Below are 25,852 nucleotides of genomic sequence, written 5' to 3'. Positions count from 1 at the left end.
CGGACTGCGTCGACCGCAGTCCCGTCCGGGCTTCTCTCTCGGCTTCTCTCTCGCGTGCTCGCCCGCTCCCTGCGCGCGCCGTCAGGCGGCGGCGGGCGTCGGCTGGGCCGCGCGCACCGGCTGCGGGTAGTCCTCGACGACGGCCGGCGGGCTCTCGACCGTTCCCGGCGTCGTGCCGGGTACCGGGGCGGGCACGACGCTCGCCTCCTCGGCCGCCTGCTCGTCACGCAGCGGCAGGCCGAGCGTGACGGTGGCCGGTCGTGCGACGCGCGCCGGCGGGACGGACATCGCCACGACCGCCGCGCCCCCGAGCCCGGCCAGCAGGGCGGCCCACGCCACCCACGTCCAGCCGAGCGCCGCCGACGCGCCCAGCAACGCCCCGTCCACGACCCCTACGACGAGCCCGACGACGAGCACCCGTCTCATGCCTACCTCCCACGGTCCGCCTCATCCGTGCCTTTCCAGGAGACGACACGACGGCCGGTCGTGCATCTGCTGGGCGGATCGTGCAGGTCACAGGTGGGTCACGGTCGGCGGTCGCGCCCCGCCGTGTCCCAGGTGAGGGCCGGAGCCGGGGGGTCGACGTGCCCGAGCAGCAGGGGCGAGGGCGACGGGTCCAGCGTCGCGCGCAGCTGGTGGTGCATCTCCCCGGTGAGCCGCAGCGCGAGCTCGAACCGGAGCGGGGCCACGTGGTCGGCGTGGAGCCGTCCGCCGATCGCGGGGTGCGGGGAGAAGGCGAGCACCTCGTCCGGGCGGGGGTGGGTGCCGGCGTCGAGCACCTCTCGGCAGAGGTCCTCCAGGAGGAGGTCCGCACGCCCGTCCGCCGAGTCGAGCTCCGTGTACATCTCGACGGCGGTGGCCCAGCGGAGCTCGAGCGACCCCTCGATCGTGTCGAGGAACCACCAGCCCTCCAGGGACTCGAGGAAGACGTCGCCGAAGACGGTCGTGAAGCGGGGCGTCTTGCCGTGGACCCCCAGCCACGACCAGGACGCCAGCCCGTACGCGAACGCACCGGGAGCGAAGGTTCTGAGCAGTTCCACGTGCGCATCAAACCACCTTGTGGTAACCGACGAAACCCCCGGCTCCACCGGGGCCACGCGTGGCCCCGCTCACGAAGAATCGTCACCTGGTGATGATCCTGGTCAAGGATCGAGGGCCGCAGGTCAAGAAAACGTCATCCGTGCAGGTCGGCCTCACGCCGGACCGGAGTCGCGGAACTCTGCCCCGGTGCCGCCCGTTGTCCCACGGGCGGCCCGAGGACCTCGGTGCCGCCGCTCGCACGAGCCCCCGACCCGGAGGTGGACCCATGGACACGCCCGCCGCGCGCAGGCAGGTCGACGCCCGGAGCGTCGCGATCACCGGACTCACGACGCTGGCCTGGTACGCCGTGCCCGACGTCGTCCGACCGCGCTGGGCACGCGCCCTGGCCAAGGTGGGCGTGCTGGCCGGGGGGCTCGGGCTCGGGATGGCCCTGACCAGCGAGGGCCGCTCCGCCGTCGACGGGATGCGTGAGGTGCGCGACGAGCTGCGCGACCTGCGCGACGCCGACGAGAACGCAGCCGGCGAGAACGCCTCGGAGCCGGACGAGGGGATCGCGCCGGCCGACGGGCGGGACGACCGCGAACCGGACGACAACGTGCTGGCGGCCGACGTGGCGCTCGACGGCGCCGACCCGCTGCCGGGCCCGGCCGTCGCGGGAGCGGCCGCGGCGGGCGCGCTCGCCCTCGCCGTGACGATCGCCGTGGCGGGGGAGAAGTGGGCCTACCGGCGCGGCGAGCGCTGGCGCGCGCAGGGGCGGCGGCTGCCGCACACGCGGGTCGGGCTGATCCTCGGGGCGCTCGCGGCCGTGGCGACCGCCCTCGACCCGTCGATCTCCATGGTCCCGCCGGTCGAGGACGAGGCCCCCGCGAGCTGACGCGGCTCCCGGCTCAGGAGTCCCCGGCGGTGGACCCTCGTACGACGAGGCGTGGCGGTGAGAGCTCCGTGCCGTGCGCGGGGCGACCGTCGATCGCGGCGAGCAGGAGCTCGGCGGCCCGCTGCCCCAGCCGGTCGAGCTGCGGATCCACGGTGGTCAGCGGCGGCCTGCTGGCGAGCGCCATGACCTCCCAGTCGTCGTAGCCGGTCACGGCCACGTCCTCGGGCACCCGCACGCCGCGGTCGCGCAGGCGGTCGCAGCCACCCCGGGCGAGCTGGTCGGAGGCGAACACGACGGCGTCGACCGGCAACGGGTCGCCGGCCCGGTGGTCGCCGAGCACGACGTCGACCGCGAGGCGGCCCCACCGCTCGGACCACTCGCCGAACTGCGGCTCGCCGACGATCGCGGCGCCGCGCGCCCCGAGGGCGGCTGCCAGGGCGGCGTGCCGCTGCACGGAGGCCGCCTGGTCGCCGCGACCGCCGACGTAGGCGACGCGGGTGCGTCCGAGGGAGAGCAGGTGCTCCGCGACGGCGGTCATCCCGGCGGTGTCGTCGGGCACGACCGACGCGTCGTCGGGGTCCGAGGATGGCGAGTAGGCGTAGACCACCGGCATCGGCACCTGGATGGGAGGGCGCGGGTCGGTCGTGCGGCCGGTGACGATGATGCCGTCCACCCGCCGGGCGACGAGGCTGCGCACGTGGTGCTGCTCGCGGACCGGGTCGTGCCGGGCCGTGGCCAGCAGCGCGGAGATCTGACCCCCGACGAGCGCGTTCTCGGCGCCGAGCACGACCGGCAGCGAGAACCGGCCCGCCGAGTCCGTGCTCAGCAGGCCGACGGTGAAGCTGCGCCGGGCCGAGAGCGACCGTGCCTGGGCGTCGGGCACGAAGCCCAGGCGCTCGGCCGCCTCGCGCACGCGGGCCCGGGTGGCGGGCCGCAGGGACCCGGTGTCGTTGAGGGCTTTGGAGACGGTGCTGGGGGACACCCCCGCCAGTGCGGCCACGTCGGTGATCCGCACGACGCCCGGAGTCTCCGCCATCAGGCCTCCTCTGCTTTCCTGCTGTTCCGCCGACCGGCGGCCGGCCGTGCCGATGGTACGCGATTTCGCCTGTCGGGACAGCGGTTGACGGCTTCGGCAACGCTCCCTACGGTAAGGAAAACGGATTCCTAGTTTCCTTCCTCGAGGGAGAGGTGCATGACGACGACGACGTTCGGGACCGTCCGCGGACCTGCCGAGCCCACCGCTGCGGCGGTGGCGAGCCTGCGACCGCTGCCGCCGGGCAGCGCGACCCTCGACGGCGGGCTGTGGGGCCACCGGCTCCGCGTGAACCGCGAGGCGTCGGTGCCCGAGGGCCTGGGGCACCTGCGGGAGTACGGGAACCTGCGCAACCTCGAGATCGCCGCCGGGCTGGCCGAGGGCGAGGCGCAGGGGCCGATCTTCGCGGACTCCGACGTGCACAAGTGGCTCGAGGCCGCGGCCTGGGAGTACGGGCGCGAGCCCGACGAGGCGCTGCTGGCCGACATCCTCGAGGTGACGCGCGCCGTCGCGGGCGCCCAGGCCCCCGACGGCTACCTCGACTCGGTGCCGCAGCTGCGCGGCGTCGAGCGCTACTCCGACCTGCCGTGGAGCCACGAGCACTACTGCGCGGGCCACCTCATGCAGGCGGCGGTGGCGCAGGTACGGGCGACAGGCCGGCGCGAGCTGCTCGACGTCGCCGTCCGCCTGGCCGACCACCTCGTCGAGACGTTCGGCGACGGCGAGGGACAGCTGCGCGAGGTCGACGGGCACCCCGTGATCGAGACCGCGCTCGTGGAGCTCTACCGGGAGACGGGGACGCGCGCGTACCTGGACCTGGCGTCGTGGTTCGTCGAGGCCCGCGGCACGGGGATCGTCGCGGCCCACGGCAAGCAGCCCACCTACTTCTCCGACCGGGTGCGCGTCCGCGAGGCGACGACCGTCGAGGGGCACGCCGTGCGGGCCGTCTACCTCGGCGCGGGCGCCACCGACGTCGCGGTCGAGACGGGCGACCGCGAGCTCCTCGCGGCGCTCGAGGCGCAGTACGCGGCGATGGTCGACGGCAAGCAGTACCTCACGGGCGGGCTCGGCTCCCGCTGGGACGGCGAGTCGTTCGGCGACCCGCACGAGCTGCCCAACGACCGCGCCTACGCGGAGACGTGCGCCGCCATCGGCGGGGTGCAGTGGGCGTGGCGCCTGCTGCTCGCGACCGGCGACGCGCGGTACGCGGACCAGATCGAGCGCATGCTGCTCAACGGATTCCTCTCCGGGCTCTCCCTGGGCGGCACCGAGTACTTCTACGTCAACCCGCTGCAGGTGCGCTCCGGCGCGCACGCGGAGGAGGAGCGCAACCCCGCCGCCGGGCGCCGGCCGTGGTTCGGCTGCGCCTGCTGCCCGCCGAACATCATGCGGACGCTGTCCAGCCTCGAGGGCTACCTCGCGACGTTCACCGACGACGCGCTCCAGGTGCACCAGTACGCGCCCGGAACCATCGCCGCCGCGCTTCCGGGGGGCACGCTGCGCGTGCGCGTCGAGACGCAGTACCCGTACCGGGGCCGCGTGACGCTGCACGTCGAGGAGGCACCCGCGGGCGCGGGTCTCGCGCTGCGGATCCCGGGCTGGGCCGAGGGCGCCACGCTCGACGGCGCCCCGGTCGCGGCGGGCGCGTACGCCACGGTGGGCCGGCCGCTCGCGGCGGGCGACGCCGTCGTGCTGGAGCTGCCCGTGACGCCCCGCCTGACGGCCGCCGACCCCCGGGTCGACGACGTGCGCGGCTCCGTCGCGATCGAGCGCGGCCCGCTGGTGTACGCGCTGGAGCAGGTGGACCAGGAGCCGGGCGCCGTCGTGGACGACGTCCTGATCGACGTCGCCGGACCCCTGGGCGAGGAGGACCGCCCCGACCTGCTGGGCGGTGCCGTCGTCGTGACCGCCACCGGCACCGTGCAGGGCCGGCCCGCGACCGAGCCGGGCGACGGTCCCTACCGCCCGGCGACGACGGCTGCCCCGGCCGTCACCGGCACCGTGACGCTGCGGGCGGTCCCGTACCACCTGTGGGCCAACCGCGGCCCGCAGGCCATGCGGGTCTGGATCCCCGTGGCCTGACCGGCAGCACCACTCGCGGGGCGCCCGGGCACGGGCGCCCCGCCCCCCGCGGGCAGCGCCGCCCGCGGGCAGGACCTGGAGGACACGGCGCCCGACGGGCGCGGAGGAGGAGAGCGATGGAGCTCACCAGACGGCAGCTGCTCGCGCTGCTCGGCGTGGGCGGCGCGACGGCCGCCACCGGGGTCGGGCTGGCCGGGTGCGCGAGCCCGGTCACCGCCGTCGACGTCGGTGCCCCGGGGTTCGGTGGGGGTGCCCGCGGCACGGTGGAGATGTGGTGCCGCTCGGACACGGTCAACGGCGTCCAGGCCGTGGTCGACGCGTTCCACGCGGCGCAGGACCGCGTCCGGGTGCGGCTCACGCCGATCCAGAACGGTCAGTACGTCACCAAGGTCGCCACGGCGATCCGCGGTGGCCGGGTACCCGACGTCATCGACATCGACGACATCTACTCGACGATGTTCGCGTTCCGCGACGTGTTCACCGACCTCACGCCGCTGGTGGAGGACCTCGCCCTCGGCGACGCCCTCAGCCCCGGCCACCTCGCCCTCGCGACCAAGGACGGGAAGCACTACGGGGTGCCCTTCCTCGGCGACTTCTCGGTGCTGTTCTGCAACACCGAGCTGTTCGACCGCGCCGGCCTGGACGTCGACGAGCACACGGCGTCCTTCGACGGGATCCTCGAGGCCGCCCGCGCGATCGCCGCGCTCGACGACGACACCTACGCCTGGTCGTTCCCCGGCAACGCGTCCGGCGCGCTGGGGTTCACCGTGCAGCCGCACGTGTGGGCCACGGGCACCGACCTCATCGTCGGCGACGTCGGCGACCAGCGGGGGAACGTCGCCGGCAACGAGGCGCTGCGGCGCACCCTCGACCTCGAGCGCACGCTCTGGGACGAGCAGCTGGTGCCGCCCGGCTGCTTCGCCGACGACGCCTCGCGCTGGTCGGCCGACTACGTCGCCGGACGGCTCGGGATGTTCCCGGGCGGCTACGGCGTCGTCGCGCCGAACGCGTCGCCCGAGCTCCTGGAGCGCAGCCGCGTGGTGCTGCTGCCCGGGCCCGACGGCGGCCGCGCGTTCTTCGACGGCGGCGACAACCTGTGCATGCCCGCGGGCGGGAAGAACCCCGAGGGCGCGACCGAGCTGATCCGCTTCGCCGTCGCCCTCGAGCAGCAGGCGCGCATGCCCGACGGGTTCTACTCGCCGATCCGTTCCGACGTCGTGACGCCGGAGTTCGAGGCCGAGCACCCGCTCGTCACCCCGACGCTGAAGTCGCTCGACGCGGGCTACGCCCCCACCACGCTCGCCTACAACCTCATCTACAACCAGCAGGACGGGCCCTGGCTGCGCATGTTCCGCCGGGCCGTCTTCGACGGGGAGGTCGATGCCGCCATGGACGAGGCCCAGACCACGTACGACCGCATCCTCCGGCAGGCCCAGGCATGAGCGCCGCGGCCGTCGCCCGGCCCGCACGACGCCACGGCACCCTCACCCACCCCGCCCGCACCGGCCTGCTGCTCGTCGCGCCGGCGGTCGCGTTCGTCGTCGTGTTCGTGCTGGTGCCGCTCGTCTCCGCCATGGGGATCTCGTTCACCAACCTCCCGCTCATCGGGTCGTGGCGGTTCGTCGGCCTGGAGAACTACGCGTCCGTGCTCACGGACCCCACGTTCTGGCGGGCCGTCGGCTACACCCTGCTCTACACCGCGATCGTCACGCTGCCGATCCTCGCGCTCGGCTACACGCTGGCGGTGGTCGTGCGGTCCAACCGCCGCGGCGCCACGGTGCTGCGCACGATCTTCTTCGTCCCGTACGTCATCGGCCTCACGACGCTCAGCTTCCTCATGCTGCTCGAGGCGCAGCCGAACAGCGGCATGGTGAACGTGGTGCTCAAGGCCCTCGGGATCACCGACGGCTCGACGGCGTGGCTCGTCGACGGGCCGCTCGCCACCGGGCTCCTGTGCGTCATGGTGATCTGGGCGGTGTCGGGCCTGACGATGGTGCTGCTCATGTCCGGGATGCAGGGCATCCCGCGCGAGGTCTACGAGTCCGCCGAGCTCGACGGCGCGTCCTGGTGGGTGCGGGAGCGCTCGATCACGATCCCCATGCTGCGGCGCACCATCGCCATGACCGTCGTGCTGTCGGTCATCGGGTCGCTGCTCGCGTTCACGCAGTTCTACATCCTGACCCAGGGCGGCCCCGGATCGGACACCACCACCGTGGTGATGGCGATCTACCGGCGGGCGTTCGTGCAGCTGCAGCTGGGGGCGGCGACGGCGATGTCGCTCGTCCTGGTCGTCATCACCGGACTGGTCACCGCGGCGCAGTTCTGGCTGCTGCGGGAGAGGAGCTGACATGGCGGTCACGACGAGCGCACCGGGCACGACCGGGCTGGGCGCACCGGGCGGGAGCTCCCGCGGCACGAGCCCGGGCCGCGAGTCCTCGCCCGGCGCGGCGGGGCCGGCGTCGGGCCCCGAGCGCGACACGCGCGTGCGCCGCACGCTCTACGCGGTCGGCGGCATCCTCGCCGCCCTCGTCTTCGTGGTGCCGCTGCTGCTGGCGCTGGTGCGTGCCGGCCAGCCGGGCGACGTCGTCGTCGCCGCGCCCGACGGGCGCTTCCTCGACCTGTCGTGGGTCAACTTCCGGCTGATCCTCGACCAGCCGGAGATCTGGCGCGGCATCGTGAACTCCGTCGTCGTGTCGGTGTCGACGGCCGTGCTCACCGCCGTCCTCGCGACGCTCGCCGGCTACGGGTTCGCCAAGTTCGGCTTCCGCGGGCGGGGCCTGCTGTTCGGGCTGGTGCTGGTGACGCTCATGGTGCCGTTCCAGGCGATCCTCACCCCGCTGTACCTGCAGATGAACGCCATGCGGCTCACGGACAGCCTGTTCGGCCTCGTGCTCTTCTACACGACCGTGAACCTGCCGTTCTGCGTCTTCGTCATGCGCAACGCGTTCGAGTCGGTGCCCGGCGAGATCGAGGACTCGGCGCACGTCGACGGCGCGGGGACGGTGCGCATGATCGTCTCCGTGCTGCGGCCCCTCGTGCTGCCCGGCGCCGCGACCGCCGCCCTGTACGCGTTCCTCGCCTCGTGGACGGAGTTCCTCGGGGCGCTGACGTTCCTCACCGACTCGTCGCTCTACACGCTGCCGGTGTCGCTGGTGAACCTGCAGCAGGGTGCCTACGGCCAGGTGAACTTCGGGCTCCTGGCCGCCGGGTCGGTGGTCGCGATGATCCCGTGCGTGGTGCTGTACGTGGCGCTGCAGCGGTACTACGTGGCGGGGCTCGCGTCGGGGTCGGTCAAGGGCTGACCCGTCGGCCGGGGGCTGGTGGGCGTCAGTCGTCGAAGACGTCCCAGCAGATCGCGGAGCGCGCCCGCTGGTCGTCGAGGACCAGGTCGAGCAGCTCGGCGGGCACCTGCTCCCGCTGCCAGTCCCGCTCGGCGAGGCGGACGACCTCCCTCTCGGGCTCCGGTGCGGCGGCGCTCGCGGCCCGGACGGCGTAGGCGGCGGCACCCAGGTCGTGCGCCGGGACGTGGGCCACGGCGACGGCCTGCCCGGCCGCGAGGGCCGCGAACCGTGCGGGGTCGGGCCGGCCCTTGCCGGCGGCGTTCGCGACGAAGGCGGTGCGGTGAGCCTCCCGCATCGGCACCTCGCCCCGGATCCACCCGCGGGCGACCTCGAGGGCGTCGCGCGGGCGGGCGTCGTCGGGCGCCTCCCGCTCGAAGAGCGGCAGCACGTGGTCGGCGCAGGCCACCGCCCACTCGGCCAGCATCCGGTGGTGGTCGTCGGAGAGGGTCCCGCCCCGGCGCACGGTGATCAGCCGGGGGTCGCGTTCGGTGGGCAGGATCGGCACCGACCCATCCTGCCCGGTTCCCGCCCGGCGCGGGGGGTCACGACCTCCGGGTCAGCGCGAACGCGAGGACGCCGACGGCGGCGACCCCGAGGCCCCATCCGGGCAGGCCGGACGCCGCGGCGAGCGCCCCCGCCACCACGAACAGCGTGGCCTGCACCACGAACCGCGCGGGCTGGCGGAGGCGGCCCCGCGCGTTCCGTGCCAGCCACCGCCCCCAGACGGCCACCGCGACCGCGGGGAGCCCGACGACCAGCAGGACGCCGGTGACGACGGTTGTCGCGCCGTCGCCCACCTGGGAGCCGAGGCGCCAGCCGGACACGGCCAGGAGCGCCAGCAGCGCGAGCTCGCAGGCGAAGGCGAGGAGGTCGGCGGGCCCGACTCCCCGCGCGTCCGCCGGGTGCGCCGGTCCGTGCCCCTCGGGTGCGGTCATGCGCGCACCCTAGCGGCGCCGTCGGGAGTGCCGGCGGGCGCCGGTAGACTGGCGGCGCGCCGCGAGGCGCCCCCGCACGGACCGACGCCGGATACCGGCACCCCGCGGTGCGGTGATCACCCGGTCCGAGCCCTGAGCTCTGCAGTACTCGCGCGACCCGAGGGAAGTTGATGACCGCCGCTGCCGACCGTGCTGAAGCCGTGTCCGCCCCCCGCCCCCAGCTGGACACCGTCGAGAACGCCGCGTCCACGCCCGACGAGGCCCAGCCGTACGCCGAGCTCGGCCTCAAGCCGGACGAGTACCAGCGCATCCGCGACCTGCTCGGGCGCCGCCCCACGGCTGCCGAGCTGGCCATGTACTCGGTGATGTGGTCCGAGCACTGCTCGTACAAGTCGTCCAAGGTGCACCTGAAGAAGTTCGGCGACCGGGTCACCGAGGAGATGAAGGAGCACCTGCTCGTCGGCATCGGCGAGAACGCGGGCGTCGTCGACGTCGGCGACGGCTGGGCGGTGACCTTCAAGGTCGAGTCGCACAACCACCCGTCGTTCGTGGAGCCGTACCAGGGCGCCGCGACCGGCGTCGGCGGCATCGTCCGCGACATCATCTCGATGGGCGCGCGCCCCGTGGCCGTCATGGACCAGCTCCGCTTCGGCGCCGTCGACCACCCGGACACGGCGCGCGTCGTGCACGGCGTCGTGTCGGGCGTCGGTGGCTACGGCAACAGCCTGGGCCTGCCGAACATCGGCGGCGAGCTCGTCTTCGACGGCTCGTACCAGGGCAACCCGCTCGTCAACGCGCTGTGCCTCGGGGTGCTGCGTCACGAGGACATCCACCTCGCCAACGCGTCCGGCGTCGGCAACAAGGTGGTCCTCTTCGGCGCCCGGACGGGCGGCGACGGCATCGGCGGTGCGTCGATCCTCGCGTCGGAGACGTTCGAGGACGGCGTGCCGGCCAAGCGGCCGAGCGTCCAGGTGGGCGACCCCTTCATGGAGAAGGTGCTCATCGAGTGCTGCCTGGAGCTCTACGCCGCCCAGGTGGTCGAGGGCATCCAGGACCTCGGGGCCGCGGGCATCTCCTGCGCCACGAGCGAGCTCGCCTCGAACGGCGACGGCGGCATGCACGTCTGGCTCGACGACGTGCTGCTGCGCGACCCCACCCTGAACGCCGGCGAGATCCTCATGTCGGAGTCGCAGGAGCGCATGATGGCGGTGGTCACGCCCGAGAAGCTCGAGCAGTTCCTCGCGATCACCGGCAAGTGGGACGTCGAGACCGCCGTCATCGGCGAGGTCAACGACTCCGGCCGCCTCACCATCGACCACCACGGCCAGCGGATCGTGGACGTCGACCCGAAGACGGTCGCGCACGAGGGCCCGGTCTACGAGCGCCCCTACGCCCGCCCGGCGTGGCAGGACGGCCTGCAGGCCGACACCACCGTGGCCGCCGGTCTGGCCCGCCCCACCTCGGCCGACGACCTGCGCGCCACCGCGCTGCGCCTGCTCGCGTCGCCGAACCTCGCCTCCAAGGCGTGGGTCACCAACCAGTACGACCGCTTCGTGCAGGGCAACACGGCGCTCGCGCAGCCCGACGACGGCGGCGTGGTCCGCGTCGACGAGGCCACGGGCCGCGGCGTCGCCCTCGCGACCGACGCGAACGGCCGCTACGGCAAGCTCGACCCGCGCACGGGCGCCCAGCTCGCGCTCGCGGAGGCGTACCGGAACGTCGCGACGGCCGGCGCCACGCCGCTCGCCGTGACGGACTGCCTCAACTTCGGCTCGCCGGAGCACCCGGACTCGATGTGGCAGCTCGTCGAGGCGATCGAGGGCCTCGCGGACGCGTGCCAGGAGCTCGGCGTCCCGGTCACGGGCGGCAACGTGTCGCTGTACAACGGCACGGGCGAGCCCGGCCAGATCGACTCCTCGATCCACCCGACGCCGGTCGTCGGCGTGCTCGGCGTCATCGACGACGTGCGCACCGCGGTGCCGTCGGGCTGGCGCACCGAGGGCCTGTCGATCCTGCTGCTGGGCCGCACCGCCGACGAGCTGGACGGCTCCGCGTGGGCCGACGTCGAGCACGGGCACCTGGGCGGCCTGCCGCCGCGCGTGGACCTGGCGGCCGAGCGCGCGCTCGCCTCGGCGCTGGTCGAGGCGCGCGAGCAGGGCCTCGTCGCCGCCGCGCACGACCTGTCCGAGGGTGGTCTCGCACAGGGGCTGCTCGAGGCGTCGCTGCGCTACGGCGTCGGCGCCGACGTCGCGCTCGACGGCGTCACCGGCCGCGACGGCGTGACGCCGTTCGCCGCGCTGTTCAGCGAGTCCACCGCGCGCGCCCTGGTGGCCGTCGACGCGGAGCACGAGTCCGAGCTCGTCGCGGTGGCCGAGGCCGCCGGCGTGCCGGTGCTGCGCCTCGGTCGCACCGGCGGCGAGGAGCTTGCCGTGGCCGGTGGCTTCGACGGCGAGACCTTCACGGTGTCGCTCGCCGAGGCCCGCGAGGCGCACGAGGGCACCCTGCCGCGCATCTTCGGCTGACCACGCGACCCGCTTCGAGCGGGCGTCCCGCCCTGTTGCGCGACCGGTACAGGGCCGGACGCCCGCTCGCGGCGTGTCGGGCCGGCACCAGGCGACGTCTCGGGGCGTGAGACGTCGTCTCGGGAACGTCTAGGCTGCGATGGTCGTGCGTGTGCCGTGCCGCCCTTGGGGCCCCGCGGGCGCGCTCCCCAGAACTCGGGAGGAGCCCCCATGGAAGACCGTCTGCAGCCTGTGTTCGCCGAGGTGCTGCGTCGCAACCCCGGCGAGGTGGAGTTCCACCAGGCGGTACGAGAGGTCTTCGAGTCGCTGGGCCCGGTGCTGCGCAAGAACCCGCAGTACGTCGAGGCCGCCGTGCTCGAGCGCATCTGCGAGCCCGAGCGGCAGATCATCTTCCGCGTGCCGTGGGTGGACGACACGGGCCGCGTGCGGATCAACCGCGGCTTCCGCGTCGAGTACAACTCGGCCCTCGGCCCGTACAAGGGCGGCCTGCGCTTCCACCCCTCGGTGTACCTGGGGATCGTGAAGTTCCTCGGCTTCGAGCAGATCTTCAAGAACGCCCTCACCGGCCTGCCGATCGGCGGCGGCAAGGGCGGCTCCGACTTCGACCCGCGCGGCCGCTCCGACGGCGAGGTCATGCGGTTCTGCCAGTCGTTCATGACCGAGCTGTACCGCCACATCGGCGAGTACACGGACGTGCCCGCCGGTGACATCGGCGTGGGCGCCCGCGAGGTCGGCTACCTGTTCGGCCAGTACAAGCGGATCACCAACCGCTACGAGTCCGGCGTGCTCACCGGCAAGGGCCTCACCTGGGGCGGCTCGCTGGTGCGCCGGGAGGCCACCGGCTACGGCGCGGTGCTGTTCGCGCAGAGCATGCTCGGCACGAAGGGCGAGAGCCTCGACGGCCGCCGCGTCTCGGTGTCCGGCTCGGGCAACGTCGCGATCTACGCGGCCGAGAAGGCGCAGCAGCTCGGCGGCCGCGTGATCACGTTCTCCGACTCGTCCGGGTACGTCGTCGACGAGGCGGGCATCGACCTCGACCTGCTCAAGGAGGTCAAGGAGGTCCAGCGCGGCCGCGTGTCCGACTACGTCGACCGGCGCCCCGGCGCCCGCCTGGTGTCCGACGGCAGCATCTGGGACGTCCCGACGGACGTCGCGCTTCCCTGCGCCACCCAGAACGAGCTCTCCGAGGCCGACGCCAAGCAGCTCGTCGCGAACGGTGTGCTCGCCGTCGCCGAGGGCGCCAACATGCCGACGACCCCGGAGGCCGTGGCCCTCCTGCGCGACGCCGGCGTGCTCTTCGGCCCGGGCAAGGCCGCGAACGCGGGCGGCGTCGCGACGTCGGCGCTGGAGATGCAGCAGAACGCCTCGCGCGACTCGTGGAGCTTCGACTACACCGAGTCCCGCCTCGCGGAGATCATGACCGGCATCCACGACAGCTGCCTCGCCACCGCCGAGGAGTACGAGGCGCCCGGCGACTACGTCGTCGGCGCCAACGTCGCCGGCTTCACCAAGGTGGCGGACGCGATGATCGCCTTCGGCGTCATCTGACGGTCCGCAGCACGCACGACGACGGCGCGGCCCCCGGTGGGGGACCGCGCCGTCGTCGTGAGCGGGAGGGGCGCTGCGGCCCGTGCCGTCGATCAGACCTCGGTGTTCTCCGACGAGATCATCCAGCCCTGCTTCTCGAGGTCCGTGATGATCTCGTGCAGCAGGTCGGCCGTGGTCGGGTCCTCGGCGTCGACGTCGTCGTGCACCTCGCGAGCGACCTCGACGGTCTGCGCGACGCGCTCGACGATCGCGTCGACCGTGTCCTCGACGGAGACCAGGCCGGCGGGGTAGGGCGACAGGTCGGTCGTGGTGGCGACGGTCTCGGTGCGGCCGTCGGGCACGGCCTGGAGGGCGCGGAGCCGCTCGGCGACGGTGTCGCTGTGCTCCCGCGCGACGTCGACCAGCTCGTCGAGCTGGAGGTGCAGGTCGCGGAAGCCGCGGCCGGTGACGTTCCAGTGGGCCTGCTTGCCCTGGACGTGCAGGTCGACCAGCGCGACGAGCACGCGCTGCAGGTGGGCGCGGAGCTTGTCGGACGCCTCGGCCCGCGGAGTGTTGCGCTTCATCGTGGGAGTGGTCATGGGTGTGAACCTCGCTTCCGGTGACGATCGCTCTCTTGAACCATTCCAGGTTAAGGAGCCCTCCTGGCGACCGCCAGCAAGGGCAGGCGAGCCTTGGTCGTCGTCAGGGTGTGCCGGTCACGAGGTCGAGCACCGCCGTCGCGAACGACCGGGTGAGGGCGGGGGAGTGGTCCGCCCCGGCGATCGACCACAGCTCGACCGTGGCGGCGCCCGAGCACCCGGCCCATGCCGTCACGGTGGTCTCGGCACCGGGGACCGTGCTGTCGAGGTCGCGCCGGGCGGGGGCGGTGGCGGGTGCCGTCGCGCACCCGTCGAGACGTGCCCATCCGGCTGCCGACTCCGCCGCCGACGGATAGGCACGACCGTCGCGCAGGCCTCCGCCCGCGCGGATCACGGGGTCGTCGGCGCCGTGCGCCTGCACCACGGTCACCGGCCGCGACGGCCGGCAGGCACCGTCGTCCGCCGGCATCGCGCCCGCGAGCGACACGGCGACGGACACGAGGTCGGCGTGGTCGCAGGCCGTGCGGTAGGCCATGAAACCGCCGTTGGAGTACCCGACCACCGCGACCCGGTCCGGGTCCACGGCGTACGTGGCCACGAGCGTGCGGATCACCTGCGCCAGGTAGGCGGAGTCGTCGACGCCGGCGCGGTCGACGCCGCAGCAGGCGTCGGTCGCGTTCCAGAACCGGCGTCCGTCGGGCCCCTCGGTGCCCTCGGGGAGGGCGTAGAGCACGCCCCGCGCGAGGGCCTCGTCGCGCAGCCCGAGCCGGGCGTCGACGCGCGCGGCGTCGGAGCCGTAGCCGTGCAGGACGACGAGCAGGGGCGCGGGGTCCGCGGCGTCGTACCCGTCCGGCACGTGCACCTCGACGGGGCGGCCGGCGACGTCGAGCGCGCCGACCGCGCCGGCCGGCAGGGGCTCGACGGCGGCGAGCACCAGGGGCTGCGCGTCCGTCTGCGGTGGGGTGGCGGAGCTGCAGGCCGCCAGGAGCAGCGTGACCAGCGCGACGATGGTCGCCAGGAGTGGGCGGTGCGCCGGCATGCCGTCGATTGTCGCGTGCGCGCGACGCCCGGCATAGGCTGAAATCGGTGCAGAGGTGGTGCTCCGATGACGTGGCAGCTGGCGCTCGTGACGGCGTCGTTCGCGCTGGTCGCGACCGTCGCCGCCCGGTCGTGGCTGCGTTCCGACGCCCACCGTGACGCCGTCGCCCGCCGTGCGCACCGTCGTCGTGCCCCCGCCGCCGACCCGCTCCTGACGCTCACCGTCCAGGTGCGCCTGGGGGAGCTGGCGCGCGAGCTGCGGGCCATCGACGACGACCCGCAGGTCTACGCCCGCGCGCACCACGCCCGCGCCGCGCAGGGCGCGTACGACGCCCTGCTGCGCGAGGCGTGCCGTCTCGCCGGGCTGAGCGTCGTCGACCTGCCGATGCGCGCCGGCGAGCGCGCCGAGTCCGCCGAACGGCTCCGCGAGGAGCTGGAGCTCAGCGCCCGCGGCTGGTCCTGGTGACCCCTCGAGGTGGTCGGGAACCCCGCGAGGTAGCTCGCCTTTGCCGAGCTACCTCGCGGAGTCCGGGACCACCTCGACGTCAGAGGGCCTCGAGCGCCGTGTTGAAGGTGGCGGACGGGCGCATCACCGCGGCGGCCTTGGCGGCGTCGGGGCGGTAGTAGCCGCCGATGTCGGCGGGCGAGCCCTGGACGCCGACGAGCTCGTCGACGATCGTCCGCTCCTGCTCGGCGAGCGACGCCGCGAGCGGGCCGAACGCGGCGGCCAGCTCGGCGTCGTCCGACTGCGCGGCGAGCTCCTGCGCCCAGTACAGGGCGAGGTAGAAGTGCGAGCCGCGGTTGTCGATGCCGCCCACGCGACGCGTCGGGGACTTGTCCTGGTCGAGGAACGTGCCCGTGGCGCGGTCGAGGGTGTCGGCGAGCACCTGGGCGCGCGCGTTGCCGGTGACGGTCGCGAGGTGCTCGAACGACGCGGCCAGCGCGAAGAACTCGCCGAGCGAGTCCCAGCGCAGGTAGTTCTCCGCGAGGAGCTGCTGCACGTGCTTCGGGGCGGAGCCGCCGGCGCCGGTCTCGAAGAGGCCGCCGCCGTTCATCAGCGGCACGACCGACAGCATCTTGGCCGACGTCCCCAGCTCGAGGATGGGGAACAGGTCCGTGTTGTAGTCGCGCAGCACGTTGCCGGTCACCGAGATGGTGTCGAGCCCCTGGCGGATGCGCGCGAGGGAGAACGCCGTCGCCTCGGCCGGCGCCATCACGTGGATGTCGAGGCCGTCGGTGTCGTGGTCGCCCAGGTACTCCTCGACCTTGGCGATGAGCTGCGCGTCGTGGCCGCGCTGCGCGTCGAGCCAGAACACGGCGGGGGAGCCGGTGGCGCGGGCGCGGTTCACGGCGAGCTTGACCCAGTCGCGGATCGCGACGTCCTTGGTGGTGCAGGCGCGCCAGATGTCCCCGGCCTGGACGTCGTGGGAGAGCAGCACGTCGCCTGCCGCGTTCACGACCTCGACGGTGCCGTCGGCGGGGATCTCGAACGTCTTGTCGTGCGAGCCGTACTCCTCGGCCTTCTTGGCCATGAGGCCCACGTTGGGCACGGAGCCCATCGTGGCCGGGTCGAGGGCACCGTTCGCGCGGCAGTCGTCGATGACGGTCTGGTAGACGCCGGCGTACGACGAGTCCGGGATGACGGCGAGCGTGTCGTGCTCCTTGCCGTCGGGGCCCCACATGTGGCCGCCGCCGCGGATCATCGCGGGCATGGACGCGTCGATGATGACGTCGGACGGCACGTGCAGGTTGGTGATGCCGCGGTCGGAGTCGACCATCGCGAGCGCCGGGCCGTCGGCCAGGCCCTGCTCGACGGCGGCGCGGATCTCGGCGCCGTCGGGCAGCGTGTCGACGGTCGCGAGGAGCCCGCCGAGGCCGTCGTTGGGGGAGATGCCCGCGGCCTTGAGCTGGTCGCCGTACTTCTCGAAGAGGGCGGGGAAGAAGGCCTGCACCACGTGGCCGAAGATGATCGGGTCGGAGACCTTCATCATCGTGGCCTTGAGGTGCGCGGAGAACAGGACGCCCTCGGCCTTGGCGCGGGCGACCTGCTCGGCGAGGAAGGTGTTCAGCGCGGCGACGGACATGAAGGTCGCGTCGACGACCTCGCCGGCCTCGACCTTCAGGCCGTCCTTGAGGACGGTCGTGCCGGCCGGGGTGACCAGGCGGATCGTCAGGGTGTCGTCCGCGGGGACGACGACGGACTTCTCGTTGGAGAAGAAGTCGTCGGAGCCCATCGTCGCGACGTTCGTCCTCGAGTCGGCCGACCAGGCGCCCATGCGGTGCGGGTGCGCCTTCGCGTAGTTCTTCACCGACGCGGGGGCGCGACGGTCCGAGTTGCCCTCGCGCAGCACCGGGTTCACGGCCGAGCCCTTGACCTTGTCGTACCGGGCGCGCACGTCCTTCTCGGCGTCGGTCTGCGGGTCCTCGGGGTAGCTCGGGACGTCGTAGCCCTGGGCCTGCAGCTCGGCGACGGCGGCCTTGAGCTGCGGCACGGACGCCGAGATGTTCGGCAGCTTGATGATGTTGGCGCCGGGGGTGGTGGCCAGCTCGCCCAGCTCGGCGAGCGCGTCGCCGATGCGCTGGTCGTCGGTGAGCCGCTCCGGGAACTGGGCGAGGATGCGGCCCGCGAGGGAGATGTCGCGCGTCTCGAGCGTGACCCCGGCCTGGGCGGCGTACGCCTCGACGATCGGGAGGAACGAGTACGTCGCGAGCAGCGGCGCCTCGTCGGTGTGCGTGTAGATGATCGTGGCGGCCTCGGGCCGGGACTCGGTGGTCATGCGGCGATGCTCCCTTGGCAGGGCAGTGGTGGACGAGAGATTGTTTGACATCAAGATATCTGGCTGCGGCGGAGCCTGTCGAAAACGCGGGCGCACTCCGTCCCCGTGCCGTGCCTCACGGTCCGGACCCTCGCCGCGCGGCCCGGGGCGTGCGCCGTTACCGTCGAGCCGTGCCGACGCGTCAGCTCCATCTCGCCCAGGCGGGCCCTGCCGAGGTCGCCGACGCCCTCGCCGCGCTCCGCGCCGAGGTCGGCCTGCCCGCCATGTTCCCCGCCCAGGTGCGGGAGGAGGCGGAGAAGTCCGCCGCGGAGGGCGGGTCCGCCCTCGGCGGCAAGAGCCGGCGAGGCCGCCAGGACCGCCGCGACGTCGAGCTCGTGACGATCGACCCGCCGGGCTCGATGGACCTCGACCAGGCGGTGCACGTCGCGTCGTCGGGGCGCGGCTACATCGTCCGGTACGCCATCGCGGACGTCGCCGCGTTCGTCCGCCCGGGCGGCCCGCTCGACGCCGAGACGCATCGTCGTGGCACCACCGTCTACGGCCCGGACGTGCGCACCCCGCTGCACCCGCCCGTCCTGTCCGAGGGTGCCGCGAGCCTGCTGCCCGACGAGGACCGGCCGGCGGTGCTGTGGACGATCGGGCTCGACGCGGACGGCGAGATCACCAGCAGCTCCGTGACCCGCGCGACCGTGCGGTCGCGTGCCCGCCTCACCTACGGCGAGGTCCAGGGCCAGCTCGACGCGGGGACGGCGTCGGACTCGTTGTCGCTCCTGGCGGACGTGGGTCGTCTGCGGCAGGAGCGCGAGCGGGACCGCGGCGGGGTGTCGCTGGAGGTCCCCGAGCAGGAGATCGTGCCGGGGCCGGACGGGTCGTTCGCGCTCGAGCTGCGCCGCACCCTCCCGGTCGAGGGCTGGAACGCGCAGATCTCGCTGCTCACCGGCATCGCCGCGGCGGCCATGATGCGCGAGGCGGGCGTGGGCCTGCTGCGCACGTTGCCCCCGGCGGACGACCGGGACGTCGCGCGCCTGCGCCGCACGGCCGCGGCCCTCGGCATCGACTGGCCCGACGAGGTCTCGTACGCGCAGCTCGTCCCGACCCTGGAGTCCCGCCGGCCCGCGCACGCGGCCTTCCTCGCCGAGGCGACCTCGCTCTTCCGCGGCGCCGGCTACCTGGCGTTCGGCGTGCCGGGGCCCGACGGCGCACCGCCGGTCGCGCTGCCCGCCGACGCCCGGCACGCGGCGATCGCGGCCGAGTACGCCCACGTGACGGCGCCGCTGCGGCGGCTCGCCGACCGCTATGCCGCCGAGGTGTGCCTCGCGCACGCCGCGGGCAAGGAGCCGCCGGCCTGGGTCACCGAGGCGCTGCCCGACCTGCCCGAGACGATGGCGGCGGCCTCCCGGACGGCGGGCGCCTTCGAGCGCGGCTGCGTGGACGTCGTCGAGGCGGCGCTGCTCGCCGGCCGTGAGGGAAAGACCTTCTCCGGCGTCGTCGTCGACGTGCGCGGCGACGGCAAGGACGACGGCCCGCAGCGCGGCGAGGTCATGCTCGAGGACCCGGCGGTGCGGGCCCGCATCGAGGGGGCCGAGCTGCCGCTCGGCGAGCGCGTCCGGGCCACGCTGGCCGAGGCGTCGGTGCCCGACCGGCGGGTGCTCTTCACGCTGGGCTGACCGGGCCCCCGGGGCCCGGCGCCCACGGTCAGGGCTCGAGGTCCGTGGCCGCGGCCCCGGTGCGGACGTCCACGGGCACGGACACCTGGTCGTGGGCGACCAGCCAGCGGTCGTCGTCGCGGCGCAGGCCGAAGGTCCCGCGGACCCAGGCCCCCCGCACAGGCGTGCCGTCGGTGAGGGTGCCGCCGAGCCGGCCGAAGGCGTGCCCGAAGGCGACGTGGTCGTCGACGGTCAGGGCGAGGTCGCGCAGCTCGTAGTCGACGGTGGCGAAGGTGCCGAACACCCGCACCCAGTTCCGCAGCTTCGCGTCGATGCCGACGTGCTGCAGCGGGGGCTCGACGTCGAACGAGACGACGTCGGGCGCGTAGATCTCGCGCACCGCGTCGAGGTCCTTGGCGCGCAGGGCGCCGACGAGCGACTCCAGCAGCTGCCGGATCGCGTGCTCGTGGTGGTGGGTCGCGGTCATGGTCGCTCCTCGGGTCAGGGAGTCTCGGTCGAGGCGAGGACCGGGGCTCACCCGACCGACGTCGGCGGGCGCGGAGACGTGACGGTCCGGGGCCTGCCGTGGCCGACCTCGTCCCTCCCGCAGTCCGGCTCCCCGGGCCAGAGCCGCAGGTGACGGTTTGATAACACTCCTGCCTTATAACGATTCAAGGTCTGGCGCTGCCCCCGTGAGTATTCGTTAAGGTTCCTTCCCTAAGCGTGAGCGATCGCGGCGTGAGGGTGCGCTGCCGACTGGAAGGACCAACGATGATCCGAGGGAAGATCCGCGGACGGTGGCTCGCAGCCGCCGCCGCCCTGACGAGCGTGACCCTCCTGGCCGCCGGGTGCTCCGGTTCCGCCGAGGGCGGTGACGGTGGCGACGCCACCAGCGCCCCTGCCGCGGAGGGTCAGGCCACCGACCGCGAGCTCGTGGTCTGGGCCGGTTCCCAGACCCCGATCACGCCGAACTTCAACCCCTACAACCCCGCGGCCGTGCTGCACCTGGCCAACGGCGGCATCTACGAGCCGCTGTTCGTCTACAACAAGATCGCCGACGAGCCGCCCACGCCGATGCTGGGCCTCGAGTGGGAGTGGAACGAGGACGGCACGGAGCTCACCGTGAAGCTCCGCGAGGGCGTCCAGTGGAACGACGGAGAGCCGTTCACCGCGGACGACGTCGTCTACTCCTTCACGAACGAGACCGCCAAGCCGCCGTACCTCAAGGACGCGAAGGCCAGCGACGACACGACCGTCGTCTTCACGTTCGACGGCCCGTCGTTCACGAACGAGTTCGCGATGCTCGGCAGCACGCTCATCGTGCCGAAGCACGTCTTCTCCGAGCACGAGAAGGACTCGGGCGAGGACGGCGACGGCAACGCCCTCACCGGCCTCGTCGCGTGGGCCAACGCCGAGAACCCGGTCGGCACCGGCCCGTACATGGTGAACACGACGTCGGCCGCCGCGTACACGGCCAAGGCGAACCCGAGCTACTGGGGCGGCGAGCCCAAGATCGCCAGCCTGCGCTACATCGGCATCGACTCGAACCAGTCGGCCGAGGACCTGCTGAGCACCGGCCAGATCGACTGGGCCACGATGTTCGTGCCGGATCCCGACCGCATCACCGCCTCGGGCGTGTACGGCTACCTCAACACCCCGAAGGACCCGACGGTCCTGTACACCTGCGCCAACGAGGACCGGGGCTGCGAGGGCGAGCAGACCGACGTCGCCGTGCGGCAGGCGCTCAACCTCGCCGTCGACCGCGGCACGATCAACGAGAAGGCGTTCGTCAACCTGGCCAAGCCGGTCTCGCCGACGTACGCGCTCCTCGGCCGCGACGACAAGTGGATCGCCGACGGCATGCCCGCCGAGGCCCCGCAGGCGGCCGACTCGGCCGCCGCCGCGAAGATCCTCGAGGACGCCGGTTACACCAAGGACGCCGACGGCTTCTACGGCAAGGACGGCAAGGCCGTGGAGCTGACGCTCGCCTCGCCCGACGGCTGGACCGACTACAACAACGCCGCGAAGCTCATCGAGGAGCAGGCGCGCGAGGCCGGCCTCAAGGTCGTCGCCACGACGATCTCCGAGGCCGAGTACGGCGACCAGCGCTTCTCGGGCAAGTTCGAGCTGCTGGTCGGCGGCGTCGTCGGCACCTCGATCGCCGACCCGTACCAGATCTACCGCGACTGGTTCACCGGTGACTTCACCCAGGACGTCGGCACCGCGCTCGGCGCCGGCGAGTGGAACTTCTCCCGGTACGACAACCCCGAGGTGAACGAGGCCGTCAAGACGGCCAGCCAGACCAACGACGAGGCCGTCAAGAAGGAGGCCTACGCCGTCGTCCAGGAGCACCTCGTCAACGACGTGCCGTTCATCCCGCTCGTCGTGAATGCCACCCAGACCTTCTACAACCAGAAGGACTACACGGGCTGGCCCACCGAGGAGAACCCGTACGCGTTCCCGCCGGCTTGGGAGAACCCGTCCTCCGGCCTGGTGCTCGGCAAGATCGCCGGCGCCGGCAGCTGACGCGCCAGCCGGACCTGCACCGACGACTCGAGGAGGAGCCGAATGCTCTCGACGACGAAGGGGGGCGTGACCCCATGACCTTCTACCTGCGACGACTCGCGTTCTACGCGATCACGCTGTGGGCGGCCATCTCGCTGAACTTCCTCATCCCGCGCCTGCTGCCGGGTGACCCGTTCACGATTCTCCTGGCCAAGCTCCAGCGCAGCGGTGGGATCTCGCCGTCCGTCGAGAACAGCATCCGGCTCCTCCTCGGGGCCGTGGAGGACCAGACGATCTGGGAGCAGTACGTCCACTACTGGGGCAACCTGTTCCGCGGCGACCTCGGGGTGTCGGTGACGCAGTTCCCCACCCCCGTGACCGAGCTGATCGCCGGGGCGCTGCCCTGGACGATCGGGTTGGTCGGCACCGCCACCGTGATCTCGTTCGTCCTGGGCATCGGGCTCGGCGCGTTCGCCGGCTGGAAGCGCGGCACCTGGGTGGACAGCCTGATCCCCAGCACCACGATGATGCAGTCGCTCCCGTACTTCTGGGTGGCGCTCCTGCTGATCTTCGTGTTCAGCGTGACGCTGGGCTGGTTCCCCATCATCGGCGCGTACGACGTGTTCACCTTCGACGCCCCGGAGTGGAGCTGGGCGTTCGTCGGCTCCGTGCTCTACCACGCGTTCCTGCCGGCGCTCACGATCGTCATCTCGGCGGTGGGCGGCTGGCTCCTCGGGATGCGGAACATGATGGTCTCCACCCTCTCCGAGGACTACATCACCACCGCGGAGGCCAAGGGCCTCCGGCCGCGTCGGATCTTCATGACCTACGCGGTGCGGAACGCGGCGATGCCGTCGCTCGCCGGGTTCGGCGTCTCGCTCGGGTTCGTCGTCGCGGGCTCCCTCGTGATGGAGCAGGTCTTCACCTACCCCGGCGTGGGCAAGCTCATGATCCAGGCGGTGCGGAACAACGACTACGCCCTGATGCAGGGCGTCTTCCTGGTGATCACGCTCGCCGTCCTCGCGGCGCTCTTCATCATGGACCTGATCTACGGCTTCATCGACCCGAGGACGCGGAGCAACAATGGCTGATCGACGCAAGCGCTTCGCGCTGAACTGGTCGGGCAAGCTGATCGCCGGGGTCGTCATCGTCGGTGCGATCCTCCTGTTCGCGCTGATCGGCCCCTTCTTCACGCAGGACCCGCGCGACTCTGACAACCCGGCGCTGTTGCCGCCCGGCCCGGACCACCTGCTCGGCACCTCGAGCCTCGGCTACGACATCCTGGCGCAGCTCGCCGAAGGGGCCCGCGGGTCGCTGATCGTCGGGATCACCGCCGGCCTCATCGCGGTCGTGCTCGCCCTGTTCTTCGGCGTCGTCGCCGGGTACCTGCGCGGGTGGACGGACGAGATCCTGTCGCTCGTCACCGGGATCATGCTCGTGATCCCCGGGCTCCCGCTGATGATCGTCATCGCCAGCTACCTGCCGGTGCGCAGCCTGTGGATCGTCGCGCTGATCCTCGGCATCACCGCGTTCGCCGGCCCCGCCGTGGTGCTCCGGTCCCAGGCGCGCTCGCTGCGCGTGCGGGACTACGTCGCCGCGGCCCAGGTGGCGGGGGAGAAGACACCCCGCGTCATCCTCGTCGAGGTGCTGCCCAACCTGCTGCCGCTCCTCGCGGCCCAGTTCCTGTTCGCCGTCCTGCTGGCCATCCTCGGCGAGGCCGGCCTGTCCTACCTCGGCCTCGGCCCGAACGGCTCGATCACCTGGGGAACCATGCTGAACGACGCCCAGGGCGGCGGGGCGCTCACCCGCGGCGCCTGGTGGTGGTTCGTGCCCCCGGGTCTCATGATCGCCCTCTTCGGGTGCGGGCTCTCGCTCATCAACTTCGCGATCGACGAGGTCATCGACCCGAAGCTCCGCACCGCCCCCGCCGCCGCCAAGCGCGTCCGCAAGGCGCGCAAGGCCGGGCTCGACAAGCTCGGCACGAGCAGCGGGACCGCGGCGCCGGCCGTCGGCTCGCCGTCGGACCCCGACCGTGACGACCGCTCGGACGACGAGACGACCGAGGAGAAGGAGAGGGTCGAGGCATGACCGTCACGTCGACGCCGACCGCACCCCTGACGTCCGCCGCCCACGACGAGTACCTCGCGGGGCTCGAGCCCGTGCTCACCGCACGCGACGTCTCGATCGAGTACGAGGTCACGCCGCCCGTGCACGCGGTCAAGCACGCGTCCCTCACGCTGCACCGCGGCGAGATCCTGGGCCTGGCGGGGGAGTCGGGCTGCGGCAAGACGACCCTCGCCTACGGCCTCAACCGCCTGCTCAAGCCCCCGGCCATCCTCCGCACCGGCGACGTGACGTTCCACGACGCCGACGGGTCGGACATCGACGTCGTGGGCCTCACCGGCGACTCGCTCCGGGCGTTCCGCTGGGACAAGGTCTCGATGGTGTTCCAGGGAGCGATGAACTCCCTCAACCCCGTGATCAGCGTGCGCAGCCAGCTCCACGACGTCATGACCACCCACCGTCCCCAGATGAGGAAGAGCGAGCGGGAGGACCGCGCCGCCGAGCTGCTCCGGCTCGTGGGCGTCGACCCCGTCCGGCTCGACAGCTTCGCGCACGAGCTGTCCGGCGGCATGCGCCAGCGCGTCATGATCGCCATGGCTCTGGCGCTGGGCCCGCAGGTCATGATCATGGACGAGCCGACGACGGCGCTCGACGTCGTCGTCCAGCGCGGCATCCTGCGCGAGATCATGCGCCTGCGCGAGCGGTTCAACTTCGCCGTCGTCTTCATCACCCACGACCTGCCGATGCTGCTCGAGATCAGCGACCGGATCGCCGTCATGCGGGCGGGCGAGATCGTCGAGATCGACACCGCCGAGTCCGTCTACCTGCGGGCCCAGCACCCGTACACGAAGAAGCTGCTGTCGTCGTTCCCGAGCCTCACCGGCGAGCGGGGCTCCTTCGTCCGCGGCGACGCCCGGCCGGCGGGCGCAGAAGGGGAAGAGTCGTGAGCACCCTCGAGGTTCGTCACCTGATCAAGGACTTCAAGCTCAAGAAGGGCAAGCTCCGGGCCGTGAACGACGTGTCGTTCACGCTCGAGCCCGGCAAGACCATCGCCGTGGTGGGCGAGTCCGGCTCCGGCAAGTCGACCGTGGCGCGCATGATCGCCCAGCTCGAGACGCCGACCCGCGGGGAGATCCTGCTCGACGGCGCGCCGATCGGCCGCCGCGGCCGGGCCATGGCGGAGTACCGCCACCAGGTGCAGATGGTGTTCCAGGACCCGTTCGCGTCCCTGAACCCGTACCACTCCGTGGCGCACCACCTGGAGCGCCCGCTGAAGATCCACGGCGTGGCCAAGGGCGCCGCCCTGACGCCGGCCGTCCACGAGCTGCTCGAACGTGTGAACCTCACGCCCGCGGAGGTCTTCGCCGCCAAGCAGCCGCACGAGATGTCCGGCGGCCAGCGGCAGCGCGTCGCCATCGCCCGGGCGCTCGCCCCCGGCGCGCGCTTCGTCATCGCGGACGAGCCCGTCTCCATGCTCGACGTGTCCATCCGGCTCGACGTCCTCAACCTGCTCGCCCGTCTGCAGCGCGAGGAGCAGCTCGGCGTCCTGTACATCACCCACGACCTCGCCACCGCGCGCCACTTCAGCGACGAGATCCTCGTGATGTACCGGGGGGACGTCGTCGAGCGGGGGCCCTCCGACGACGTCATCCTCGACCCGCAGCACGAGTACACCAAGACGCTGCTGGCGGCCGCCCCCGACCCCGCGCGGCACGGGCGGCTGCGGGACGAGGTGCGGGCGGAGCTGGCTGCTTCCTGACGGTCGCTGCCGGTGGTTGCGGCCGCGCGGGTCGGGGATGGCGTCGCGCGGACGCGTTCACGGGCGCCAGGGCGCCCTCCACCTCGGGAGGGATACGTCCGCGCGACGC

23 protein-coding genes are annotated in these 25,852 nt (G+C 73.0%); 14 read left to right on the top strand and 9 right to left on the bottom strand.

Features of this window, described 5'->3' with window-relative positions:
* Positions 1–81: 81 nt before the first annotated feature.
* The gene (locus ACFVS0_RS21375) at positions 82–426 is read right to left on the bottom strand and encodes a hypothetical protein (RefSeq protein ID WP_430552156.1); all 345 of its coding nucleotides are present in this window, start codon (positions 424–426) and stop codon (positions 82–84) included.
* Between the two features lie 98 nt (positions 427–524).
* A complete protein-coding gene (locus ACFVS0_RS21370) occupies positions 525–1,040 on the bottom strand; it encodes a hypothetical protein (protein WP_430564896.1) in 516 nt (171 codons plus the stop codon).
* Positions 1,041–1,306: 266 nt separating this feature from the next.
* On the opposite strand from ACFVS0_RS21370, the gene ACFVS0_RS21365 reads away from it, so the two are divergent.
* Positions 1,307–1,915, top strand: a complete 609-nt coding sequence (locus tag ACFVS0_RS21365) for a hypothetical protein (RefSeq protein WP_430552154.1) — start codon at positions 1,307–1,309, stop codon at positions 1,913–1,915.
* 13 nt (positions 1,916–1,928) lie between these two features.
* Here ACFVS0_RS21365 and ACFVS0_RS21360 read toward each other — a convergent pair whose 3' ends face one another.
* Positions 1,929–2,951 carry a LacI family DNA-binding transcriptional regulator gene (locus tag ACFVS0_RS21360; protein WP_430552153.1) on the bottom strand — a complete coding sequence of 341 codons (1,023 nt, stop codon included), beginning with the start codon at positions 2,949–2,951 and terminating at the stop codon, positions 1,929–1,931.
* 156 nt (positions 2,952–3,107) lie between these two features.
* Between ACFVS0_RS21360 and ACFVS0_RS21355 the strand changes: the two genes are divergently transcribed.
* The 4 genes from ACFVS0_RS21355 (at position 3,108) to ACFVS0_RS21340 (ending at position 8,332) form a co-directional block, all read left to right on the top strand.
* Complete coding sequence (locus tag ACFVS0_RS21355) at positions 3,108–5,030, top strand: glycoside hydrolase family 127 protein (protein WP_430589075.1); 1,923 nt, start codon at positions 3,108–3,110, stop codon at positions 5,028–5,030.
* Between the two features lie 116 nt (positions 5,031–5,146).
* On the top strand, positions 5,147–6,472 hold the full coding sequence (locus ACFVS0_RS21350; RefSeq protein ID WP_430552151.1) for an extracellular solute-binding protein: 1,326 nt from the start codon (positions 5,147–5,149) through the stop codon (positions 6,470–6,472).
* Complete coding sequence (locus ACFVS0_RS21345; protein WP_430589074.1) at positions 6,469–7,377, top strand: carbohydrate ABC transporter permease; 909 nt, start codon at positions 6,469–6,471, stop codon at positions 7,375–7,377. The genes ACFVS0_RS21350 and ACFVS0_RS21345 overlap by 4 nt, the downstream gene beginning before the upstream one ends.
* Before the next feature lies 1 nt (position 7,378).
* Entirely contained in the window at positions 7,379–8,332 is a 954-nt protein-coding gene (locus tag ACFVS0_RS21340; RefSeq protein WP_430589073.1) for a carbohydrate ABC transporter permease, read from the top strand.
* Between the two features lie 25 nt (positions 8,333–8,357).
* Here ACFVS0_RS21340 and ACFVS0_RS21335 read toward each other — a convergent pair whose 3' ends face one another.
* Both ACFVS0_RS21335 and ACFVS0_RS21330 read right to left on the bottom strand, forming a co-directional pair.
* Entirely contained in the window at positions 8,358–8,876 is a 519-nt protein-coding gene (locus tag ACFVS0_RS21335) for a putative immunity protein (protein WP_430589072.1), read from the bottom strand.
* Between the two features lie 37 nt (positions 8,877–8,913).
* Positions 8,914–9,306, bottom strand: coding sequence for a DUF2568 domain-containing protein (locus ACFVS0_RS21330; RefSeq protein ID WP_430589071.1), 393 nt, complete (start codon positions 9,304–9,306; stop codon positions 8,914–8,916).
* 170 nt (positions 9,307–9,476) lie between these two features.
* On the opposite strand from ACFVS0_RS21330, the gene purL reads away from it, so the two are divergent.
* Positions 9,477–11,828 carry a phosphoribosylformylglycinamidine synthase subunit PurL gene (gene purL, locus ACFVS0_RS21325; protein WP_430552146.1) on the top strand — a complete coding sequence of 784 codons (2,352 nt, stop codon included), beginning with the start codon at positions 9,477–9,479 and terminating at the stop codon, positions 11,826–11,828.
* A gap of 210 nt (positions 11,829–12,038) precedes the next feature.
* Positions 12,039–13,376, top strand: coding sequence for an NADP-specific glutamate dehydrogenase (gene gdhA, locus ACFVS0_RS21320; RefSeq protein WP_430552145.1), 1,338 nt, complete (start codon positions 12,039–12,041; stop codon positions 13,374–13,376).
* Positions 13,377–13,468: 92 nt separating this feature from the next.
* Here gdhA and ACFVS0_RS21315 read toward each other — a convergent pair whose 3' ends face one another.
* Positions 13,469–13,954: a Dps family protein gene (locus ACFVS0_RS21315; RefSeq protein ID WP_430589070.1), complete on the bottom strand. Its 486-nt coding sequence runs from the start codon at positions 13,952–13,954 to the stop codon at positions 13,469–13,471.
* A gap of 103 nt (positions 13,955–14,057) precedes the next feature.
* A complete protein-coding gene (locus tag ACFVS0_RS21310; RefSeq protein ID WP_430589069.1) occupies positions 14,058–14,993 on the bottom strand; it encodes an alpha/beta hydrolase family esterase in 936 nt (311 codons plus the stop codon).
* Between the two features lie 66 nt (positions 14,994–15,059).
* Between ACFVS0_RS21310 and ACFVS0_RS21305 the strand changes: the two genes are divergently transcribed.
* A complete protein-coding gene (locus ACFVS0_RS21305) occupies positions 15,060–15,458 on the top strand; it encodes a hypothetical protein (protein ID WP_430552142.1) in 399 nt (132 codons plus the stop codon).
* Positions 15,459–15,537: 79 nt separating this feature from the next.
* On the opposite strand, the gene ACFVS0_RS21300 is transcribed toward ACFVS0_RS21305, so the two are convergent.
* On the bottom strand, positions 15,538–17,769 hold the full coding sequence (locus tag ACFVS0_RS21300; RefSeq protein WP_430564905.1) for an NADP-dependent isocitrate dehydrogenase: 2,232 nt from the start codon (positions 17,767–17,769) through the stop codon (positions 15,538–15,540).
* Positions 17,770–17,939: 170 nt separating this feature from the next.
* Between ACFVS0_RS21300 and ACFVS0_RS21295 the strand changes: the two genes are divergently transcribed.
* Complete coding sequence (locus ACFVS0_RS21295) at positions 17,940–19,436, top strand: RNB domain-containing ribonuclease (RefSeq protein ID WP_430589068.1); 1,497 nt, start codon at positions 17,940–17,942, stop codon at positions 19,434–19,436.
* 28 nt (positions 19,437–19,464) lie between these two features.
* On the opposite strand, the gene ACFVS0_RS21290 is transcribed toward ACFVS0_RS21295, so the two are convergent.
* Complete coding sequence (locus ACFVS0_RS21290) at positions 19,465–19,902, bottom strand: YybH family protein (RefSeq protein WP_430589067.1); 438 nt, start codon at positions 19,900–19,902, stop codon at positions 19,465–19,467.
* 284 nt (positions 19,903–20,186) lie between these two features.
* On the opposite strand from ACFVS0_RS21290, the gene ACFVS0_RS21285 reads away from it, so the two are divergent.
* The 5 genes from ACFVS0_RS21285 (at position 20,187) to ACFVS0_RS21265 (ending at position 25,743) form a co-directional block, all read left to right on the top strand.
* Positions 20,187–21,941 (top strand): ABC transporter substrate-binding protein, encoded by a 1,755-nt coding sequence (locus tag ACFVS0_RS21285; RefSeq protein WP_430589066.1) that lies wholly within the window; start codon positions 20,187–20,189, stop codon positions 21,939–21,941.
* Between the two features lie 74 nt (positions 21,942–22,015).
* Entirely contained in the window at positions 22,016–23,011 is a 996-nt protein-coding gene (locus tag ACFVS0_RS21280) for an ABC transporter permease (RefSeq protein ID WP_430552137.1), read from the top strand.
* Positions 23,004–24,008, top strand: a complete 1,005-nt coding sequence (locus tag ACFVS0_RS21275) for an ABC transporter permease (RefSeq protein WP_430552136.1) — start codon at positions 23,004–23,006, stop codon at positions 24,006–24,008. The genes ACFVS0_RS21280 and ACFVS0_RS21275 overlap by 8 nt, the downstream gene beginning before the upstream one ends.
* Positions 24,005–24,931 carry an ABC transporter ATP-binding protein gene (locus ACFVS0_RS21270; RefSeq protein WP_430589065.1) on the top strand — a complete coding sequence of 309 codons (927 nt, stop codon included), beginning with the start codon at positions 24,005–24,007 and terminating at the stop codon, positions 24,929–24,931. The genes ACFVS0_RS21275 and ACFVS0_RS21270 overlap by 4 nt, the downstream gene beginning before the upstream one ends.
* Positions 24,928–25,743: an ABC transporter ATP-binding protein gene (locus ACFVS0_RS21265; protein WP_430589064.1), complete on the top strand. Its 816-nt coding sequence runs from the start codon at positions 24,928–24,930 to the stop codon at positions 25,741–25,743. The genes ACFVS0_RS21270 and ACFVS0_RS21265 overlap by 4 nt, the downstream gene beginning before the upstream one ends.
* Positions 25,744–25,852 lie beyond the last annotated feature (109 nt).

The sequence above is a fragment of the Isoptericola sp. NPDC058082 genome (assembly GCF_042885055.1).
GTDB lineage: Bacteria > Actinomycetota > Actinomycetes > Actinomycetales > Cellulomonadaceae > Isoptericola.
Note: the sequence above shows the minus strand (reverse complement) of the source record. Positions and strands in the feature narration are given on the sequence as shown.

Bases quoted from the DNA above. Each gene is read 5' to 3' on its own strand.
- ACFVS0_RS21375 (WP_430552156.1), bottom strand. From the start codon at position 426: ATGAGACGGGTGCTCGTCGTCGGGCTCGTCGTAGGGGTCGTGGACGGG.
- ACFVS0_RS21365 (WP_430552154.1), top strand. From the start codon at position 1,307: ATGGACACGCCCGCCGCGCGCAGGCAGGTCGACGCCCGGAGCGTCGCG.
- ACFVS0_RS21360 (WP_430552153.1), bottom strand. From the start codon at position 2,951: ATGGCGGAGACTCCGGGCGTCGTGCGGATCACCGACGTGGCCGCACTG.
- ACFVS0_RS21355 (WP_430589075.1), top strand. From the start codon at position 3,108: ATGACGACGACGACGTTCGGGACCGTCCGCGGACCTGCCGAGCCCACC.
- ACFVS0_RS21350 (WP_430552151.1), top strand. From the start codon at position 5,147: ATGGAGCTCACCAGACGGCAGCTGCTCGCGCTGCTCGGCGTGGGCGGC.
- ACFVS0_RS21345 (WP_430589074.1), top strand. From the start codon at position 6,469: ATGAGCGCCGCGGCCGTCGCCCGGCCCGCACGACGCCACGGCACCCTC.
- ACFVS0_RS21340 (WP_430589073.1), top strand. From the start codon at position 7,379: ATGGCGGTCACGACGAGCGCACCGGGCACGACCGGGCTGGGCGCACCG.
- ACFVS0_RS21330 (WP_430589071.1), bottom strand. From the start codon at position 9,306: ATGACCGCACCCGAGGGGCACGGACCGGCGCACCCGGCGGACGCGCGG.
- purL (WP_430552146.1), top strand. From the start codon at position 9,477: ATGACCGCCGCTGCCGACCGTGCTGAAGCCGTGTCCGCCCCCCGCCCC.
- gdhA (WP_430552145.1), top strand. From the start codon at position 12,039: ATGGAAGACCGTCTGCAGCCTGTGTTCGCCGAGGTGCTGCGTCGCAAC.
- ACFVS0_RS21315 (WP_430589070.1), bottom strand. From the start codon at position 13,954: ATGACCACTCCCACGATGAAGCGCAACACTCCGCGGGCCGAGGCGTCC.
- ACFVS0_RS21310 (WP_430589069.1), bottom strand. From the start codon at position 14,993: ATGCCGGCGCACCGCCCACTCCTGGCGACCATCGTCGCGCTGGTCACG.
- ACFVS0_RS21305 (WP_430552142.1), top strand. From the start codon at position 15,060: ATGACGTGGCAGCTGGCGCTCGTGACGGCGTCGTTCGCGCTGGTCGCG.
- ACFVS0_RS21300 (WP_430564905.1), bottom strand. From the start codon at position 17,769: ATGACCACCGAGTCCCGGCCCGAGGCCGCCACGATCATCTACACGCAC.
- ACFVS0_RS21290 (WP_430589067.1), bottom strand. From the start codon at position 19,902: ATGACCGCGACCCACCACCACGAGCACGCGATCCGGCAGCTGCTGGAG.
- ACFVS0_RS21285 (WP_430589066.1), top strand. From the start codon at position 20,187: ATGATCCGAGGGAAGATCCGCGGACGGTGGCTCGCAGCCGCCGCCGCC.
- ACFVS0_RS21280 (WP_430552137.1), top strand. From the start codon at position 22,016: ATGACCTTCTACCTGCGACGACTCGCGTTCTACGCGATCACGCTGTGG.
- ACFVS0_RS21275 (WP_430552136.1), top strand. From the start codon at position 23,004: ATGGCTGATCGACGCAAGCGCTTCGCGCTGAACTGGTCGGGCAAGCTG.
- ACFVS0_RS21270 (WP_430589065.1), top strand. From the start codon at position 24,005: ATGACCGTCACGTCGACGCCGACCGCACCCCTGACGTCCGCCGCCCAC.